This window comes from Krasilnikovia sp. MM14-A1259, from assembly GCF_047159535.1.
Lineage (GTDB): Bacteria > Actinomycetota > Actinomycetes > Mycobacteriales > Micromonosporaceae > Actinoplanes.
Map to the genome: position 1 here is coordinate 4,836,148 of NZ_BAAGAJ010000002.1, position 16,154 is coordinate 4,852,301.

The window sequence follows — 16,154 nt, forward strand, 5'->3', positions numbered from 1 at the left end:
GGTGGGTCAGCCGCGCAGAGCGGCCCGGCCGGCGAACGCGATGCTGGCGGCCAGGAACGCGCCGTTGACCAGGGTGAACGCGGCGACCAGCCACACCGTCCACTGCGGTGCCACGGTCAGCACGACGCCGGCCAGGGCGATCACCGCGCCGTAGTCGCGGACCAGTTTGACCGCCCGGACCGGCAGGGATGTGCTGGTCACCATGCTCGTCGCCTGGGGGCCGCTCTGCATGACCGAGGTGACGAGATTGACCATCCAGGTGCCGGCGAACGCGGCGAGCAGCCACGCCGGGGTCTCCGGGACCTGCGCCGAGGCGGTCGCCGCGAGCGCCGCGACCAGGGCGATCTGCGCGGCGACATCGCACAGCACGTCGACCCGGGCGCCGGCCGCGCTGGTCTGCCCGGTCACCCTGGCGAGCTGCCCGTCCGCGCAGTCCAATGCGTACGCGACCTGCCAGCCGACCAGGGCGAGCAGGCCGATCGGCCACGCCCACACCGCGCCGGTGGCGACCCGGTGCGCCGCGGCCACCACGACGAACGACACCAGGCAGCTCAGCCCCAGGTTCCCCGCCGTGATGACGGTCGGGGCGAGCCGCCGTCTGTGCGCGGCCACCGCGATGCGGGCGCCGATCCGCTGGCTGATCGCCTCGCTGAACAGCCCGCCGCCCCGGTTGACCGCGTAGTAGTCCGCCGCGGTGGGCGCCGCGGGCGTCGGCGCGGGCTCAGTTCCGCGCGACGGCGTCGTCATAGTCGGCCAGCCTCCGGCGGATCTCGCCCGCGGACATCGCGAGGTGCTCCAGGATGGTGTATCGGTCGGGGCGGGTGCGCGGGGCGAACTCCACCGCCTGCACGAACTGGTCGGCGTTCAGGCCGACGTCGGCCGGCGTACGGGGCAGCCGGTGCCGGGCCAGGCACTGCGCCATTTGGGCGAAGCGCCGCTCGTCGCCGCGCAGGAACGTGCAGAACAGCGCACCGAGCCCGGCCAGCTCACCGTGCGTCGCCGTGCCGGGGAACAGCGAGTCGATCGCGTGCATGATCTCGTGGCAGCCGCCGCTGGACGGCCGGCTGCTGCCGCACACGGCCATGGCCAGGCCGCTGGAGATCAGCGCCTCGGCGAGGACGGTGACGAACGCGTCGTCGTCCATGTCGCCCGGCATCGCCAGCACCGCCTCGGCGCCCATCCGGGCCAGCGAGGCGGCCAGGCCGTCGACCGGTTCGCCGCGTACTTCGCGGGCCAGCTCCCAGTCGGCGAGCGCGCTGATGTTGCTGATCACGTCACCGATTCCGGCGCGGTTGACCAGCTCCGGGCCGTTCTCGACGAAGTCCAGGTCGACGATGACACCGAACGGGATGTGCACGCCGTACGAGTTCTTGATGCCGTCGTGGATCAGGCTGGCCACGGGGGAGGCGATGCCGTCGTTCGCGAGGCTGGTGGCCACCGAGACCATCGGCAGGCCCCAGCGGCTGGCGGCGTACTTGGCGGTGTCGACGGTCTTGCCCCCGCCGATGCCGACGACCGCGTCGTACTGCCGGGAGCGCAGCTTGGTGGCCAGCTCCAGTGCGGCGTCCAGCGTGCCGCCGGTGGTGGTGTAGACGTCCGCCGAACCCAGCGACGGGCGGATCAGGTCCGCGATGCGTTCGCCCTGCCCGGGGCCGACCACCACCGCCACGTCGCCGCCCGCCGAGATCCGTCCGTCGGCCAGCAGCTGGCCGAGGTCGGCGACGGCGCCGCGGCGTACGTGGATGTGCAGGGGGGCCTGCACGCTGCGGGCTAGTAGCGGCATGCGATCTCCCGCGCCCGGGCCAGGTCGTCGTGATTGTCGACCTCGACCCACGCGACCTCGCCGATGGTGGCCGCGCGCACCTCGCCACCGCGGTTCGCGTACTCCTGGTAGCCGTCCTCGTAGTACAGGTCGGGGTTGCGTTCCCAGGTCGTCTTCAGCGCGTCGGCCAGGCCCGCGGCGGCCTCCGCCTCGATGATCGTGGCGCCGATGTATTCGCCGAACGCATCGGCCGGGTCCATCAGTTTCGTGATCTTCACGAGCTGGCCGTCCGGATTGAGGACGGTCTTCATCTCCTCGTCGGCCAGCTTCTTGACGCTGTCCACGGCAAGCAGGATTCCCGGTCCCCGATTGGCGAGGAGGGTCTGCTCGACGCTGACGGGATGCACGGTGTCGCCGTTGACCAGCAGCGCGCCCTGGGCGAAGTGGTCGCGCGCCAGCCACAGCGAGTACGCGTTGTTCCACTCCTCGGCCTTGTCGTTGTGCACGAGCGTGAGCTTCACGCCGTACTTGCGCTCGAAGGCGTCCTTGCGCTCCTCGACCGCGCCGGCGCAGTAGCCGACCACGACCGTGACGTCGGTCAGCCCCGCGGCGGCGAGGTTGCGCAGCGAGATGTCCATGATCGTGGTCTCCCCGTCCACCGGGACGAGCGCCTTCGGCAGCGTGTCGGTGTACGGGCGCAGCCTGCGCCCGGCGCCGGCGGCGAGTACCAGACCGATCATGGGGTTCCTTCCACAGCAGGAGTGTCGAACGACGAGGATAGCCGCGCGTCAGCTACCCAGCGTAGCCAGCACCGCGAATCCGTCCTCCGCGATACGCCTGACCATTCCGTCGTCGACCAGACGATTCTCGTCGAGCGGGGCGAGCTCATCGGGCCCGAGCCAGCGGAATTCGGTGTGCTTGCCGATCTCGAGGCGTGGTCGCGCCAGGTCGCCCTCGACGCGGACGAGGAAATCGGTCTCGATCCGGGCCAGCCCGTCGTCGCCGGTGTACGCGTACTCCCCGACGACGGCGAGGATGGCCTCGACGCGCCAGCCGGTCTCCTCGGTGACCTCCCGGCGCAGCGCGGCTTCCAGGGTTTCGCCCGGTTCGACGTGGCCGCCGACGATGTCCCAGGTGTTCGGGAAAAGCTTTCGTTGGGGGGAGCGTTTCTGAAAGAAAAACCGGCCGTCGTCGCCGACGACGAGAGCTCCCGCAACACGAAGGGGTGGGGGTTCGGGCACGGAAAAATTGTATAGAGCGGCCTCGTAAGCTGAGCGGTATGACCGCTGAGCAGCTGATCTCCTTTGCCCGTGGCGCCCCTTCTCTGGACATCATCGACGTCGATGGGCTCAAGGCCGCGGCCGCCCGCGCGTTCGAGGCCGATCCGGCCGGGGTGACCGCGTACGGCACGTCCGTCGGGTACGTGCCGCTGCGCAAGTGGATCGCGGAGAAGCACGGGGTGGCCCCCGAGCAGGTGATCGTCACGAACGGTTCGCTGCAGGCGGATGCGTTCCTCTTCAACCACCTGGTGACGTCCGGCGACGCGGTGGTGGTGGAGAAGCCGACCTACGACCGTACGCTGCTGAACCTGCAGAACCTGGGCGCCAAGGTGCACCAGGTGACGATCGGACCGGACGGGATCGACGTCGATGAGCTGCGCCGCCTGCTGGAGTCGGGCGTACGCCCCAAGCTGGCGCATATCATCCCGAACTACCAGAACCCGGCTGGCGTGACGTTGTCGCTGGAGAAGCGCCGCGCGCTGCTGGACCTGGCCGCCGAGTACGGCTTCACGATCTTCGAGGACGACCCGTACGTGGACATCCGGTTCCGCGGCGAGGCGCTGCCGTCGATGCTGTCGATGGACACCCGCGGGGTGGTCGTGCACGCGTCCAGCTTCACCAAGACGGTGTGCCCGGGCGTGCGCGTGGGGTACCTGGTCGGGCCCGCGGACGTGATCGGCGCCATCGCGAAGAAGGCGACGAACCTCTACATCTCGCCCGGCATGGTGTCCGAGGCGATCGTGCATCAGTTCTGCGTGTCCGGTGACATCCAGCGTTCCGTCGCGACCGTGAGCGCCGCGTTGGGCGAGCGGGCCCGGGTACTGGCCGAGTCGCTGCGCAAGCACATCCCCGGTGCCACGTTCACCGAGCCGGACGGCGGGTACTTCCTCTGGGTGGACCTGCCCTCCGACATCGACGTGGACAAGCTGTTCGGAGTCGCCACGACGAAGGGGGTGGCCATCGTCAAGGGCAGCGACTTCCTGCTCGACGGCGGCAACCACTCCATGCGCCTGGCGTACTCGGCGGTCACGGTCGACCAGATCGACGAGGGCGTACGCCGGATCGCCGCGGCGATCGCCGAGGTTCGGGGCTGACGCCAACCTTCGCTGTCCCCAGGGCGCCGGGCAGCCGCTTCACCGCGTGATCGGTGGGCGGCTCGCCCGGCGCCACCGGTGCGGCCCGGTGCTGTCATCCGGCTGGCGTAGCCTCAGGCGGGCCGTCACGCGCGGAGGGGGAGGGTTCATGAGCGAGGACGACGTGCGCCGGGCGCGGCCGGTGGGCGCGAACCGGTTGCCACGAGCCTGGACCGCCCGGGTGCGAATGATGAACCGGCTGCTCGGCACGCCGGAGGAGCCGGAGCACAGCACCGAGCCGTGCGTGACCGGCACCGCGGTCGTCGACTGCGGCGTGTACGTCGACGGCAAGCGCGAGCCCGGCGAGTTCTCCCCCCGCGCGGCGCTGCGTGCGGCGCGTTCCCGCGACGACGCGTTCGTGTGGCTCGGCCTGCACGAGCCGTCGGACGAGGAGATGTCCGCGATCGCCCGCACGTACGGCCTGCACGAGCTGGCGGTCGAGGACGCGGTCCAGGCGGAGCAGCGGCCGAAGCTGGAGCAGTTCGGCGACGTGCACATCCTGGTGCTCCGCACGGCACGGTACGTGCCGCACAGCGAGCTCACCGAGACCTCGCAGATCGTCGAGACCGGCCAGATGATGATCTTCGTGGGGGATCAGTTCGTGATCACGGTGCGCCACGGCGACGCCGCCGAGCTGGCCCCGGTCCGGGCCGGGTTGGAGACCGAGCGTGCCGGGCTGATGCAGCACGGTCCGTGGGCGGTGGCGTACGCGGTCACCGACCGGGTGGTCGACCACTATCTGGCGGTCGCCGACCAGGTCGAGGCAGACCTGGACATCCTGGAGGAGCGGGTGTTCGCCCGCGGCACTGGCAGCCCGGTGCAGCAGATCTACCAAATGAAGCGGGAGCTGGTGGAGTTCCGCCGGGCCGTGGTCCCGCTGCAGCGGCCACTCGCGACGATCACCGCGCCGCAGAGCCGGGTGGTGCCCAAGGAGATCCGCCGCTACTTCCGGGACGTGCAGGACCATCTGAACCGTACGGTCGAGCAGGTGACGTCCTATGACGACCTGCTGAACTCGATCCTGCAGGCCCGGCTCGCGCAGGTGACGGTCGACCAGAACGACGACATGCGCAAGATCGCCGCGTGGGCCGGTATCGCGACCGTGTGGACCGCGGTCGCGGGCGTGTACGGCATGAACTTCAAACACATGCCCGAAACGAATTGGGTGTACGGCTACCCCGCGGTGTTCGCGCTGATGCTGCTGGTCTCCGTGCTGCTGTACCGGGCGTTCCGCCGCAACGGCTGGCTGTGACGAGGCGGTCACTCATAGAGTGGCCGGGTGCCGTCGCGTCAGGACCAACTGCACTCGTACCAGTTCTCGCGGCAGCGGGTCGTCGCCGCGCTGGTCACGCACGACCCTGACCCGTACCGTTCGCCGCTGCGCCGGGCCGGCACTACCGCCCTGGTGAGCCTGGTCGTCGCCGCGCTGGCCGTCAGCGCGGTCGCGGTGTACGGCGTCCTCACCGGACACAGCAACGACAACCCGCGCGACGGGTCCGTCGTCTACCTGGAGAAGGGCTCCGGCGCCCGGTACGTCTACCTCGGCTCCGACCGCCGGCTGCATCCGGTGCTGAACTACAGCTCCGGGCTTCTCATCGCGAACTCCGCGACCCCCGCGCTGGTGACCACGACCCGGGAACGGCTGGCCACGGTGCCGTTGGGTGACCCGCTGGGCATCCCGGGCGCCCCGGACTCGCTGCCGGCCCGGGGCGATCTGATCGACCGGCCGTGGTCGATCTGCACGCAGGCGCCGGACCCCGCGACCCCGGCCGCCGCCCCGCGCAGCACGCTGCTGGTTGGCGACCGGCTGACCGACGGCACGGTCGTCACGGCACCCGGAGCGGGCCTTCCCCCGCTGGCGCTGCTGGTCCGCGACCCGGCGCGGCGGACGTTCCTGGTGGCCGGGAACCGGCGCTTCCTGATCCCGGACGACCGGCACGCCCCGATCCTCAGTGCGTTCAAGTGGAGTGACCGGCAGCCGTGGCCGGTGGCCACGGCGTGGATCAACTCGGTCCCGCTCGGCCCCGACGTGCAGCCGCCGGAGATCGCCGGCCGCGGCGGGCGGTCCGTGGTGCGCGACGCCACGATCGGCCGGCTGCTCACCGACGGCCGCCAGTGGAAGGTGGCGCTGGCGGACGGCGCCGCCGCGATCACCGAGGTGCAGGGCCTGCTGCTGCAGACGGTGCCGGGCCCGGACCCGGTGACGCTGGGCGGGCCGGAGTTCAACAATCTGCCGCCGTCGCAGACCCGCATCAGCGACGCGGGTGACCCGAACGGCCTGCCGTCCACGATGCCCGCGCTCGCCGACCCGCCGCGGCGGGCATGCCTGACGCTGCCGGTGGGCGCGGACGGCGCCGGCATCCGGATCGACCCGACCGTGCCGGAGGGCGCCCCGGTCTCCGGTGACTCGGCCGTTCCGGGTGGGGTCCAGGCCGATCTGGTGCACGTGGCCCGCGGCCGCGGGGCGGTGGTGCTGTCGCTCGCCTCGCCCACGGCACCCGAGAGCGCAGCGACCGTGAGCGTCGTGACCGACACCGGGCGGCGGTATTCGGTGGCGACCCAGGACGTGCTCGGCCGGCTCGGCTACGGCGGGGTGCCGACGCGGGCCGTACCGGCTCAGCTCGTGGTGCTGCTGCCGGCGGGCCCGGCGCTGGACGTCACCCGGGCGCGACGGGTCGCGCCGGGTGACGTCCAGGGCGGGTAGTGCGGGTCAGGACTTGTTCTTGCCGGCCGTACGGGCCACCTCCGGGCCGCGGGGGCCGGAGCCGTTCTGGTCGACCGGGTCCGTGGGGGTCGCCGGGGTGTTGCCCGACGTGCTCGCCATCGGGTCGGCCGGCTCGAACGCCGCGTCGTCCGCGCCGCCGATCGATTCGACGGTGGCACCGATCGTACGGTTCGGGTCGTATTCATCCCATTGGGCGGCTTTGCGCCGCCGGGTGAGGTACGCGGCGCCCATCCCCACGGCGGCGCCCGCCAGGGCCAACCCGGCCAGCTTCGACCCCCTGCTCATCGACCGGTGCGCATGGCGTGTCTTCCGCCTGCGCATGCTCTTGCGGGCGTTCTTCGAGCCCTCCTTGCCGGCCTGCCGCATGCTCTCGTTCGCGGCCGCGACCAGCGGTGTCAGGGTCGCCACCGCGCTCTCCCAGCTGTTCGTGGCGGTGTCGAGGGCCCTGGCGGCGGCCGGCTGCATGCGGTCGCGGGCGGCGGAGAGCTTCGGACTCATGGTTGCGCTGGTCTCCTGCGCGGCAAGCGAGGCCGCGCGCTTGAAGTGCTCGACTCCGAGGCCGAGTTCGTGCTTCATCGTCGCGTTGCGGCGCTTGCGGCGCATCGTTGCGAACACCAGTGCCCACCTCCTGAGGGTTATCTCTAGGCCATGTTGCCTTCCCAGGTACCCCCGCGTATCCGGATCTGACACATGGGGCAGGATCCGAATTACGAAACGAACTGTCCTACAGACAGGAGTACCCGTGTCCCAGATGCTTTACGCCACTCTGCACACCAACCACGGCCCGATTCGGCTGCAGCTGTTCCCGGATCATGCGCCGGCGACCGTGCGCAACTTCGTGGAGCTCGCGGAGGGGACCAAGGAATACACCGACCCGCGGAGCGGCCAGAAGGGCAGCGGCCCGTACTACGACGGCACGATCTCGCACCGGGTCATCGCCAACTTCATGATCCAGATGGGCGACCCGACCGGGACCGGCCGGGGCGGTCCGGGCTACCAGTTCGCGGACGAGTTCCACCCCGAGCTGCACTTCGACCGGCCGTACCTGCTCGCGATGGCGAACGCCGGGCCGGGCACCAACGGCTCGCAGTTCTTCATCACGGTCTCGCCGACCCCGCACCTCAACCGGCGGCACACGATCTTCGGCCAGGTGGCCGACGACCAGTCCGCCAAGGTGGTCGACTCGATCGCGACCACCCCCACGGGCCCGGGCGACCGGCCCCGCGAGGACGTGGTGATCGAGCGCGTGCAGATCGAGCGCGTCGAGGGCTGATTACCCCGTCCGGGTACCGTTGTGGGCATGAGTGACGTGCCCACGACGGTCCCGGTCTGCTACCGCCACCCGTCGCGGGAGACCTACGTCCGGTGCACGCGATGTGAGCGGCCGATCTGCCCGGCCTGCATGAACGAGGCGTCGGTCGGTCACCAGTGCCCGGACTGCGTGACGGAGGGCCGCCGCAGCCAGCGCCCGGCGCGGACCGCGTTCGGCGGCAGCGTCACCCGTGGTTCCGGTGTCGTCACCCGGAGCCTGATCGGCATCAACGTCGCGGTGATGATCCTTTCGGTCGCGACCGGCGGGTCCCACGCCGTGGCCGGTGGCGGCTGGGGGGGCCTGCTCGGCGGCAGCACCCCGCTCACCGAGTGGGGGTCGGTGCTCGGCTACGCCACGTACGGCCCGCCCGGTGAGGTCGCGGTGCACGGCATCGCAGCCGGGGAGTGGTATCGCCTGGTCACGGCGATGTTCCTGCATTACGGCGTGCTGCACCTGCTGATGAACATGTACGCGCTGTGGATCCTCGGCCGGGATATCGAGCGGCTCCTCGGCCCGGGCCGGTTCGCCGCGCTGTACCTGCTCGCCGGGCTGGGCGGCAACGTGGCGGCGTACGCGTTCTCGCCGCCCTCGCAGATGACCGCGGGCGCGTCCACCGCGGTGTTCGGCCTCATGTCGGCCGTGTTCGTCATCCTCAAACGGCTGAATCTGAGCGTCGCGCCGATCCTGCCGGTCATCGTCATCAACGTGGTCTTCACGTTCGCGGTCGCGGAGGTCTCCGTCGCGGGCCACCTCGGCGGCCTCGCCACCGGCGCGGTCGTGGCGGCGATCCTTGCGTACGCGCCCCGCAACCGGCGCACGCTGATCCAGGTCGTCGGGTGCGTGCTGGTCCTGCTGGCGCTGCTCGTGCTGGTCCTCTACCGCACCGCCGAACTGCTCTGACCGCCCGCACCGGGCGCCGTGGTGCCCCTGCGCAATCCGGCCAGGATTTCCGCCACCTCGTCCGGCGGCGAACCGAGCTGCTGCGCGCTGAACAGATACAGCGTGTCCCCCGCGTCCACCTCCAGCAGCTCGCTGCGTAGGCCGAGGCGCTGGCGGCGATCCACCCGGATGCGCTCGATCGCCGGCCAGTCCAGCCGGCGCCGGCGGGCGAACCCGGTGACCACGGTGATCCCGTCCGGGTCGGCGGCGAGCCGGACCGGGGCGATCAGGTCGGACAGCGCCCAGCCGGCCAGCCCGGCCGCGGCGGCGCTCGCGAGCACCCACTGCACCGGGTCGTGGCGGCCGAACGCGAGGACCAGCACGAGCAGGGCGACCGCGCCGAGCAGCTTGACGATCGGGAAGGCGGGCCGCACCTGCCAGCGACGGGGCATGGTCCCACTATGCCAGCCGGGCGTACCGTCGGCGGTATGCGCGATGCGGTGATCGTCGGGGCGGTGCGGACCCCGGTCGGCAGGCGGAACGGCGGACTGTCGGGCCAGCACCCGGTCGATCTGTCCGCTCATGTGCTGCGGGCTCTCGCCGACCGCAGTGGCATCGACGCGGCCGACGTCGACGACGTGGTGTGGGGCTGCGTGTCCCAGGTCGGCGAGCAGTCGTGGAACGTCGCCCGCAATGCGGTCCTGGCCGCCGGGTGGCCCGAGTCCGTCCCGGGCACGACCCTGGACCGCCAGTGCGGCTCCAGTCAGCAGGCGGTCCATTTCGCGGCGGCGACCGTGCTCAGCGGCCAGGCCGACCTGGTCGTGGCCGGCGGGGTGGAGTCGATGAGCCGGGTGCCGATGGGTTCCAGCGGGCTCGACCGCGACCCGTACGGCCCGGCGGTCCGCGAGCGGTACGGCGTGGACCGCTTCGATCAGGGCGTCGGGGCCGAGATGATGGCGCAGCGGTGGGGCTTCTCCCGTACTCAGCTCGACGAGTACGCGCTGGCCAGCCATGCCGCCGCGGCGAAGGCACAGGACGCGGGGCAGTTCGACGCGGAGATCGCGTCGGTCGGCGCAGTGGTGCGCGACGAGGGCATCCGCCGGGACACGACGCTGGAGAAGCTGGCCGCGCTGAAGACCCCGTTCCGGGCCGACGGGGTGGTCACCGCCGGGTCGGCTTCGCAGATCTCCGACGGCGCGGCGGCCCTCGCGGTGACGACGTCGCGCTGGGCGGCCGCACACGGCCTGCGTCCGCTGGCCCGGATCCACACCGCGGTCGTGGCCGCCGCCGACCCGGTGATCATGCTGACCGCGCCGATCCCGGCCACCGCGAAGGCTCTGGAGCGGGCGGGCCTCGCCCTGGCCGACATCGGGGTGTACGAGGTGAACGAGGCGTTCGCCCCGGTGCCGCTGGCGTGGCTGGCGGAGACCGGCGCGGATGCGTCCCGGCTCAACCCGTGCGGAGGGGCGATCGCGCTCGGGCACCCCCTGGGCGCATCCGGGGCCCGGATCATGACGACCATGCTGCACCACATGCGACAGTCCGAGATCCGGTACGGCCTGCAGACGATGTGCGAGGGCGGCGGAATGGCCAACGCCACGATCGTCGAGATGCTGTAATTCGACATTCATCGGGAGGCAGCCGCAGCTTCGCCCCGGGGACGCCGTTAGACGCCACATGGACGTGTTCTCCCGAACGTTCCTCCCGGCCGCGGCGGAAGCCGGCGTCACCATTCCCACCGTGAGCCGGCACATGCCGATCTTGCGCCGTTGTGTCGAGTCCGACGACGCCACCGTGCTGGTGTCCCGCTGCCTGCGCCCGGACCACGCCATGTCGGGCGACTTCCTGCTGGTGCTCACGTACCGTCGTCTTGTCGTCACGCAGGAGACCTGGGTGCTGCGTCGGCTGCGGCTGCACCTCAATGCGAACCTGCGCCACCTCAGCAACGTCACCTGGCACACCGACCTGCGGCGGCACGCGGTCGACCTGGCGGCCACCGCGGTCGACGGGGTCCGGGAACGGTTCCGCGTCCGGGCGTCCGAGCCCGACCAGGTGTGGCAGGTGGAGTCGCTGCTGCGGCACGTGTTCCGGGAACGCGCGGCGCAGCCCGGCAGCCGGCGTCCGGACCCGGCGGATGCCATGGTGGGCGCGGCGTAGTCCGCACCCGGGATCCGGCACGGTAGGTACGTTCGCGCCTACGCATGGTGAGGTGTGTTCGCCTTCCGGCATGACCTGACCCGGGATCTGGCGTCACGACCCGAATGCGGCGGGTAATGGTCCTGATGGGATCTGTGCGGTCATCCGGGACGGATGGGGATGCCGCGATCACGCTCGGTCTGCCGGGCGCTCGCATTCCGTCGTTTCGCGCGCCTGAACGGAATTCCGGAACTCCCGACACTTCGCCTGCGTGCGTATCGCTTTCATCACTGTCGATCGGAACGATTGCCTCTCCCGTGTAGAGTGCCCGCGGTACTCGAGGATCATGGGGGAATCACGTTGCTGGGAAAGGCGAGCGGGCGCGCCCGGCACCGGGCTGACCGATCGGTTCGGCTCGGCCGCAGGCCGGCACGGCTGGCCGCGGCAGCGCTGACCCTGATCGTTGGCGCCGCACTGGCGGCAGCACCCAGCTTCGCCGACGCCGCGGAGACCCCGCAGTGCACCCGCGGCCGGACCCTCGACGTCGCGGCCCATCAGGACGACGACATCCTCTTCATGACGCCCGATCTGCAGCGCGACATCGACGCCGGGCGGTGTGTGACCACGATCTTCCTGACCGCGGGCGACGCCGGCGCGGGCGAGGGCTACTGGAGTGAGCGCGAGAAGGGCCCGCTCGCCGCGTACGCGTTCATGGCGCGCGTCGCCGACGACTGGACCGAGCGCACCGTCACCCTGGCCGGCCACGAGCTGACCGTGCGCTCGCTGGACGCCAAGCCCGAAGTGAGCCTGATCTTCCTGCGGATGCCCGACGGTGGCGGCGGCGACGGTTTCGCGGCCACCGGCAACGAGAGCCTCAAGAAGCTGTGGACCGGCGTCATTCCGGCCATCCACACCGTGGACGGGGCGGACTCGTACAGCAAGGCGAGTCTGGTCAACACGCTGCTCGCGGCGATGACCACGTTCCAGCCGGACGTGCTGCGCACCATGGACTTCGTCGGCAAGTACGGCGACGGCGACCACAGCGACCATCACACCGCCGCGTACGCAGCGCAGGCCGCGCACAAGCTGTACCGCACCCCGCACCGCATCTCGGGCTACATGTCGTACGCGGTGGCGAACAAGCCGGCCAACCTGCGGTACGCCGACCGCGACCACAAGCTGGACATCTTCCTCAAGTACGCCCAGCATGACTCGCGGGTGTGCCAGACCCTGGCCGCATGCCTCGCCAGCGGCTACGACATCCGGTCGTTCCGGCAGTACACCACCGGCAGCGAGCAGGGCGGCGTGCTCAACGTCGCCCGCATCGCGACGCTCGCCGCCTCCTCGCAGAACACGAAGTCGGGGCAGACCGTCGGCAAGGCGATCGACGACGTGGCGGCCGGTTCCCCGATCGACTCCAGCCGCGAGTGGGTCACGGCCAGTGGCAAGACCGGGAGCTGGATCGAGCTGCGCTGGGCCAGCCCGCAGACGATCGACAAGGTCGTGCTGCACGACCGGCCGAACGCGGCGGACAACATCGCCGGCGGAAAGCTGACGTTCAGCGACGGCTCGGCCGTGGCCGTGGGCGCCCTGCCCGGCGACGGTCAGGCGAAGGCGGTGACGTTCGCGCCGAAGCGCGTCACGAGCATGCGCTTCACGGTCACCTCGGTCACCCCGTCGACCCGCAACGTCGGCCTGGCGGAGCTGCAGGCGTACGCGACCACCGTGGGGCCGCAGGCCAATGTCGAGGCGTCCTCGCAGAACACCGCGACCGGGCAGTACGCCTGGAAGGTCGTCGACGGGTTCTCCACCGGCACGGTCGGCACCGGGAAGGAGTGGGCGACCATCGGCGGCCGGGCCGGTAGCTGGGTGCGGCTGACCTGGCTCAAGCCGCAGACCGTCGACCACGTCGTGCTGTACGACCGGCCGAACGGCAACGACCAGATCACCGGGGCCACGCTCGAGTTCGACGACGGCAGCAAGGTCACCGTTCCGGCCCTGCCCAACAACGGCGCCGGGCGCACGGTCACGTTCTCGCGCCGCACCATCAGCAGTCTCGTACTGACCGTCACGGCGGTCAGCTCCACCACGCGCAACGTCGGCCTGGCCGAGTTCCAGGTCGAACCGGCTCGCTGAGCCGTCGTACGCAGGAAAGGGCGACCATGCGAAAGAATCGGATCGCTGCGGCGCTGCTGGTCCCGGCGCTGGCGCTGGGCATCGGCGTGACGGCTCACGAGGCGAGTGCCGACGAGACCAGCGTGAAGCTGGTCGTCGGGTTCCGGTCCGGCGGTGGTCTGCAGAACGTCACGCACCGTCTCGCCGCGGCCGGGCTGCGGTTCAAGGGCACCCAGCGGCTGGCCACGAAGCTCAAGGCCCGCACGCTGACCGTGAAGACCAAGGACCTCTCCCAGGTCAAGGCGAAGCTCAAGGCGGATTCGAACGTCGCGTTCGTCGAGGTCAACCGCAAGGTGAAGAAGCTCGACGTGACGCCGGACGACCCGCGCTTCGCGGAGCAGACCGAGCTGCCCCAGATCCATGTGCCGGCCGCCTGGGACACCACGACCGGCGCCGCGGGCACGCTCGTCGCGGTCGTGGACACCGGGGTCGCCCCGGTCGGTGACATCGCCGGCGCGACCGAGCCGGGCTGGGACTTCGTGAACGACGACGCCGACCCGGCCGACGACAACGGTCACGGTACGGCGGTCGCCTCGGTCATCGCGGCGCGCGGCAACAACGCCTCCGGGATCGCCGGTGTGTGCTGGCAGTGCCGGATCATGCCGGTCAAGGTGCTGGACCAGTGGGGCGAGGGCCTCGACGACCGGGTCGCCGACGGCATCGTGTACGCCGCCGACCACGGCGCCAAGGTGATCAACCTGTCGCTCGGCGGTCCGGGCGGCCCCAGCGAGCTGCTGCAGATGGCGACGGACTACGCCCGCAGCAAGGGCGCCGTCGTGATCGCCGCGGCCGGCAACGACGCCCGGGCGGAGATCAACTACCCGGCGGGCAACGACGGCGTGATCGCGGTCGGCGGCACCGACGCGGCCGGCAACCGGTTCACGGCCCACGACGACGAGCTCGGCGCGGACGTCGGCTCGAACTTCGGGGCGAACTGGGTCGACGTCGCCGCCCCGTTCTGCACCACCGCGCAGCTGACGACCGGCGACTACAGCAAGTTCTGCGGTACGTCGGCCTCGACCCCCCTGGTGTCCGGCGTCGCGGCCCTGGTGAAGTCGCACGACCCGGCGGCCACCGTGTGGACGATGGAGAACGCGCTGACCACCACCGCGCAGCCGCTGTCCGGCGACTGGGTCAAGTACGGCGAGGTCCGCGCGGAGAAGGCGCTTGCCGCCCCGGGCGACAAGACCCCGCCGACCGTGGGCGGCGCGACCCCGGGTTACATGGCCAAGTTCCGGGGTACCGTGACGGTCACCGCGACCAACGTGTCCGACAACGCGGGCGGCTCCGGCGCCGACCACGCCTGGCTGTACGCGGACGGCAAGTACATCGGCAGCGACTACAGCGCGCCGTTCGCGGTGAACTTCAACAGCGGCACCCGCAACGGCACGGTCAAGCTGCAGTGGAAGATCTTCGACCGGGCCGGCAACGTCGGCATGCTCTACCGCAACGTGGTCGCGGACAATCTGGCGCCGACGCTGAAGTGGACCTCCGGCCCCGCCAACAACGCGAAGGTCAAGGGCAAGGTCACGGTCAAGGCGAGCGCGAGCGACGCCGGCAGCGGGGTCTCGCGGGTGGAGCTGTGGATCAACGGCAAGCTGACCCAGTGGGACTGGTCCGCGGGCTACCAGTTCGTGGTCGACACCGCGAAGTACGGCAAGACGATCAAGGTTCAGCTGCGGGCGCCGGACCGGGTGGGCAACATCCGGTATGACGCCACGCGTACCTGGAAGCGCTGAACTGTTCTTTTCCGGCCGGGCGCACGCGCCCGGCCGGATCCCTATTCGCTGTCACTCTCCGCGACTGGTCGGGATCCGACCGTCAGACTCTGACTCCGTACCGTGATGACGCGGGTTCGGAGTGTCCCGCGGCCGCGCTCAGGCGCGGAAGTGGGGGCAACGCAGAGTGACGCTTGAGCTTCTGTTGATTCGCGCCCGGCATCGTTGCCCGTGTCAGAAAAACGGGGACGTGAAGGGAACACAAACATGAAGCTGTCGCGCCTGATCGCCACCACCGGCGTGGCCCTGGCCGGCGCTCTCCTCGCCGCACCGCACTCGGCCTCGGCCGCCTCCGCTGCGGTTCCGGGCGTCCCGATGGGTGTGCAGCAGGTCCGCTCGGCGACGAGCGCCACGCTGACCGACGTGTACTGGAAGCCCACCACCCACGCGACCCGCTACCGCGTGACGGTCAACGACGGTGCCACCAAGGTCGCCTCGTACGTGGTTCCTTCGACGCAGGCGCTGACCGCGGACGGTCGGTTCCACGTCGCGGTCTCGACGCCGAACAAGTGCTCCACGTACAAGATCACGGTGCGCTCCGAGGACTCGCTGGGCCAGGGCGCCCAGGTCGCCGTGACCGAGAAGACGCTCGCCCCGACGATCGTGACCAAGGCGCGGGCGTACCGGGCGGCGGACCGCACCCGGGCGACGTTCGAGATGTCCGTGCCGCAGTGGCGCGGCTACCTCGTCGCGGCCGGCGGCGGCGCCCGCGCCGACAACCTGAAGGCGCCGACCATCGCGATCACCACCCAGCTCCAGCTCGTCCGCCTGGCCGACGGCAAGGTCATCAACACCACGACGACCACGCAGACCGGCTGGACCACCGCGAAGGTCGCGAAGATCTACACCGGCCTCGACGCCAAGCGCGCCTACGTGCTGAAGGTGACCACCTCGAACGACTGGGGCAGCTGCGCCCGCCAGGACGGCAAGATCCTGCTCAACGCCGTCCCCGCGTAACCGGCCCGCTCGACGAA

Annotated in this window: 16 protein-coding genes; 10 read left to right on the forward strand and 6 right to left on the reverse strand. The window is 70.9% G+C overall.

What is annotated here, in order from left to right:
- Positions 1 to 6: 6 nt before the first annotated feature.
- Genes ACMCNK_RS21990 through ACMCNK_RS22005 form a run of 4 tightly spaced genes read right to left on the reverse strand, consistent with a single transcriptional unit; the run spans position 7 to position 3,003 of the window.
- The gene (locus ACMCNK_RS21990) at positions 7 to 747 is read right to left on the reverse strand and encodes a CDP-alcohol phosphatidyltransferase family protein (protein ID WP_412738270.1); all 741 of its coding nucleotides are present in this window, start codon (positions 745 to 747) and stop codon (positions 7 to 9) included.
- Positions 722 to 1,783 carry an iron-containing alcohol dehydrogenase family protein gene (locus ACMCNK_RS21995; RefSeq protein ID WP_412738271.1) on the reverse strand — a complete coding sequence of 354 codons (1,062 nt, stop codon included), beginning with the start codon at positions 1,781 to 1,783 and terminating at the stop codon, positions 722 to 724. Before ACMCNK_RS21995 ends, ACMCNK_RS21990 begins: the two co-directional genes overlap by 26 nt.
- Complete coding sequence (locus tag ACMCNK_RS22000) at positions 1,771 to 2,502, reverse strand: sugar phosphate nucleotidyltransferase (protein ID WP_412738272.1); 732 nt, start codon at positions 2,500 to 2,502, stop codon at positions 1,771 to 1,773. The genes ACMCNK_RS21995 and ACMCNK_RS22000 overlap by 13 nt, the downstream gene beginning before the upstream one ends.
- A gap of 48 nt (positions 2,503 to 2,550) precedes the next feature.
- Positions 2,551 to 3,003 carry an NUDIX hydrolase gene (locus ACMCNK_RS22005; RefSeq protein WP_412738273.1) on the reverse strand — a complete coding sequence of 151 codons (453 nt, stop codon included), beginning with the start codon at positions 3,001 to 3,003 and terminating at the stop codon, positions 2,551 to 2,553.
- A 38-nt stretch (positions 3,004 to 3,041) separates the two neighbouring features.
- Here ACMCNK_RS22005 and ACMCNK_RS22010 point away from each other — a divergent pair, with 38 nt between their 5' ends.
- The 3 genes from ACMCNK_RS22010 (at position 3,042) to eccB (ending at position 6,879) form a co-directional block, all read left to right on the forward strand.
- On the forward strand, positions 3,042 to 4,136 hold the full coding sequence (locus ACMCNK_RS22010) for a PLP-dependent aminotransferase family protein (protein WP_412738274.1): 1,095 nt from the start codon (positions 3,042 to 3,044) through the stop codon (positions 4,134 to 4,136).
- A 148-nt stretch (positions 4,137 to 4,284) separates the two neighbouring features.
- Positions 4,285 to 5,427 carry a magnesium/cobalt transporter CorA gene (corA, locus tag ACMCNK_RS22015; RefSeq protein ID WP_412738275.1) on the forward strand — a complete coding sequence of 381 codons (1,143 nt, stop codon included), beginning with the start codon at positions 4,285 to 4,287 and terminating at the stop codon, positions 5,425 to 5,427.
- A 27-nt stretch (positions 5,428 to 5,454) separates the two neighbouring features.
- Positions 5,455 to 6,879 carry a type VII secretion protein EccB gene (gene eccB, locus ACMCNK_RS22020; protein WP_412738276.1) on the forward strand — a complete coding sequence of 475 codons (1,425 nt, stop codon included), beginning with the start codon at positions 5,455 to 5,457 and terminating at the stop codon, positions 6,877 to 6,879.
- A 6-nt stretch (positions 6,880 to 6,885) separates the two neighbouring features.
- Here eccB and ACMCNK_RS22025 read toward each other — a convergent pair whose 3' ends face one another.
- Entirely contained in the window at positions 6,886 to 7,515 is a 630-nt protein-coding gene (locus tag ACMCNK_RS22025) for a hypothetical protein (RefSeq protein ID WP_412738277.1), read from the reverse strand.
- A 127-nt stretch (positions 7,516 to 7,642) separates the two neighbouring features.
- Between ACMCNK_RS22025 and ACMCNK_RS22030 the strand changes: the two genes are divergently transcribed.
- Together ACMCNK_RS22030 and ACMCNK_RS22035 are read left to right on the forward strand one after the other, a co-directional pair.
- Entirely contained in the window at positions 7,643 to 8,173 is a 531-nt protein-coding gene (locus tag ACMCNK_RS22030) for a peptidylprolyl isomerase (protein ID WP_412738278.1), read from the forward strand.
- A gap of 27 nt (positions 8,174 to 8,200) precedes the next feature.
- Entirely contained in the window at positions 8,201 to 9,112 is a 912-nt protein-coding gene (locus ACMCNK_RS22035) for a rhomboid family intramembrane serine protease (protein ID WP_412738279.1), read from the forward strand.
- Here the strand turns inward: ACMCNK_RS22035 and ACMCNK_RS22040 are convergent.
- Positions 9,088 to 9,543 (reverse strand): PH domain-containing protein, encoded by a 456-nt coding sequence (locus ACMCNK_RS22040; protein ID WP_412738280.1) that lies wholly within the window; start codon positions 9,541 to 9,543, stop codon positions 9,088 to 9,090. The genes ACMCNK_RS22035 and ACMCNK_RS22040 overlap by 25 nt on opposite strands.
- A 36-nt stretch (positions 9,544 to 9,579) precedes the next feature.
- Between ACMCNK_RS22040 and ACMCNK_RS22045 the strand changes: the two genes are divergently transcribed.
- From ACMCNK_RS22045 to ACMCNK_RS22065, 5 genes are all read left to right on the forward strand, one after another.
- Complete coding sequence (locus tag ACMCNK_RS22045; RefSeq protein ID WP_412738281.1) at positions 9,580 to 10,710, forward strand: acetyl-CoA C-acyltransferase; 1,131 nt, start codon at positions 9,580 to 9,582, stop codon at positions 10,708 to 10,710.
- 58 nt (positions 10,711 to 10,768) lie between these two features.
- Positions 10,769 to 11,248, forward strand: a complete 480-nt coding sequence (locus ACMCNK_RS22050) for a hypothetical protein (RefSeq protein WP_412738282.1) — start codon at positions 10,769 to 10,771, stop codon at positions 11,246 to 11,248.
- A 339-nt stretch (positions 11,249 to 11,587) separates the two neighbouring features.
- A complete protein-coding gene (locus ACMCNK_RS22055) occupies positions 11,588 to 13,363 on the forward strand; it encodes a PIG-L family deacetylase (RefSeq protein WP_412738283.1) in 1,776 nt (591 codons plus the stop codon).
- A 26-nt stretch (positions 13,364 to 13,389) separates the two neighbouring features.
- Positions 13,390 to 15,141 (forward strand): S8 family serine peptidase, encoded by a 1,752-nt coding sequence (locus ACMCNK_RS22060; protein WP_412738284.1) that lies wholly within the window; start codon positions 13,390 to 13,392, stop codon positions 15,139 to 15,141.
- A gap of 246 nt (positions 15,142 to 15,387) precedes the next feature.
- Positions 15,388 to 16,137, forward strand: a complete 750-nt coding sequence (locus ACMCNK_RS22065) for a hypothetical protein (RefSeq protein WP_412738285.1) — start codon at positions 15,388 to 15,390, stop codon at positions 16,135 to 16,137.
- Positions 16,138 to 16,154 lie beyond the last annotated feature (17 nt).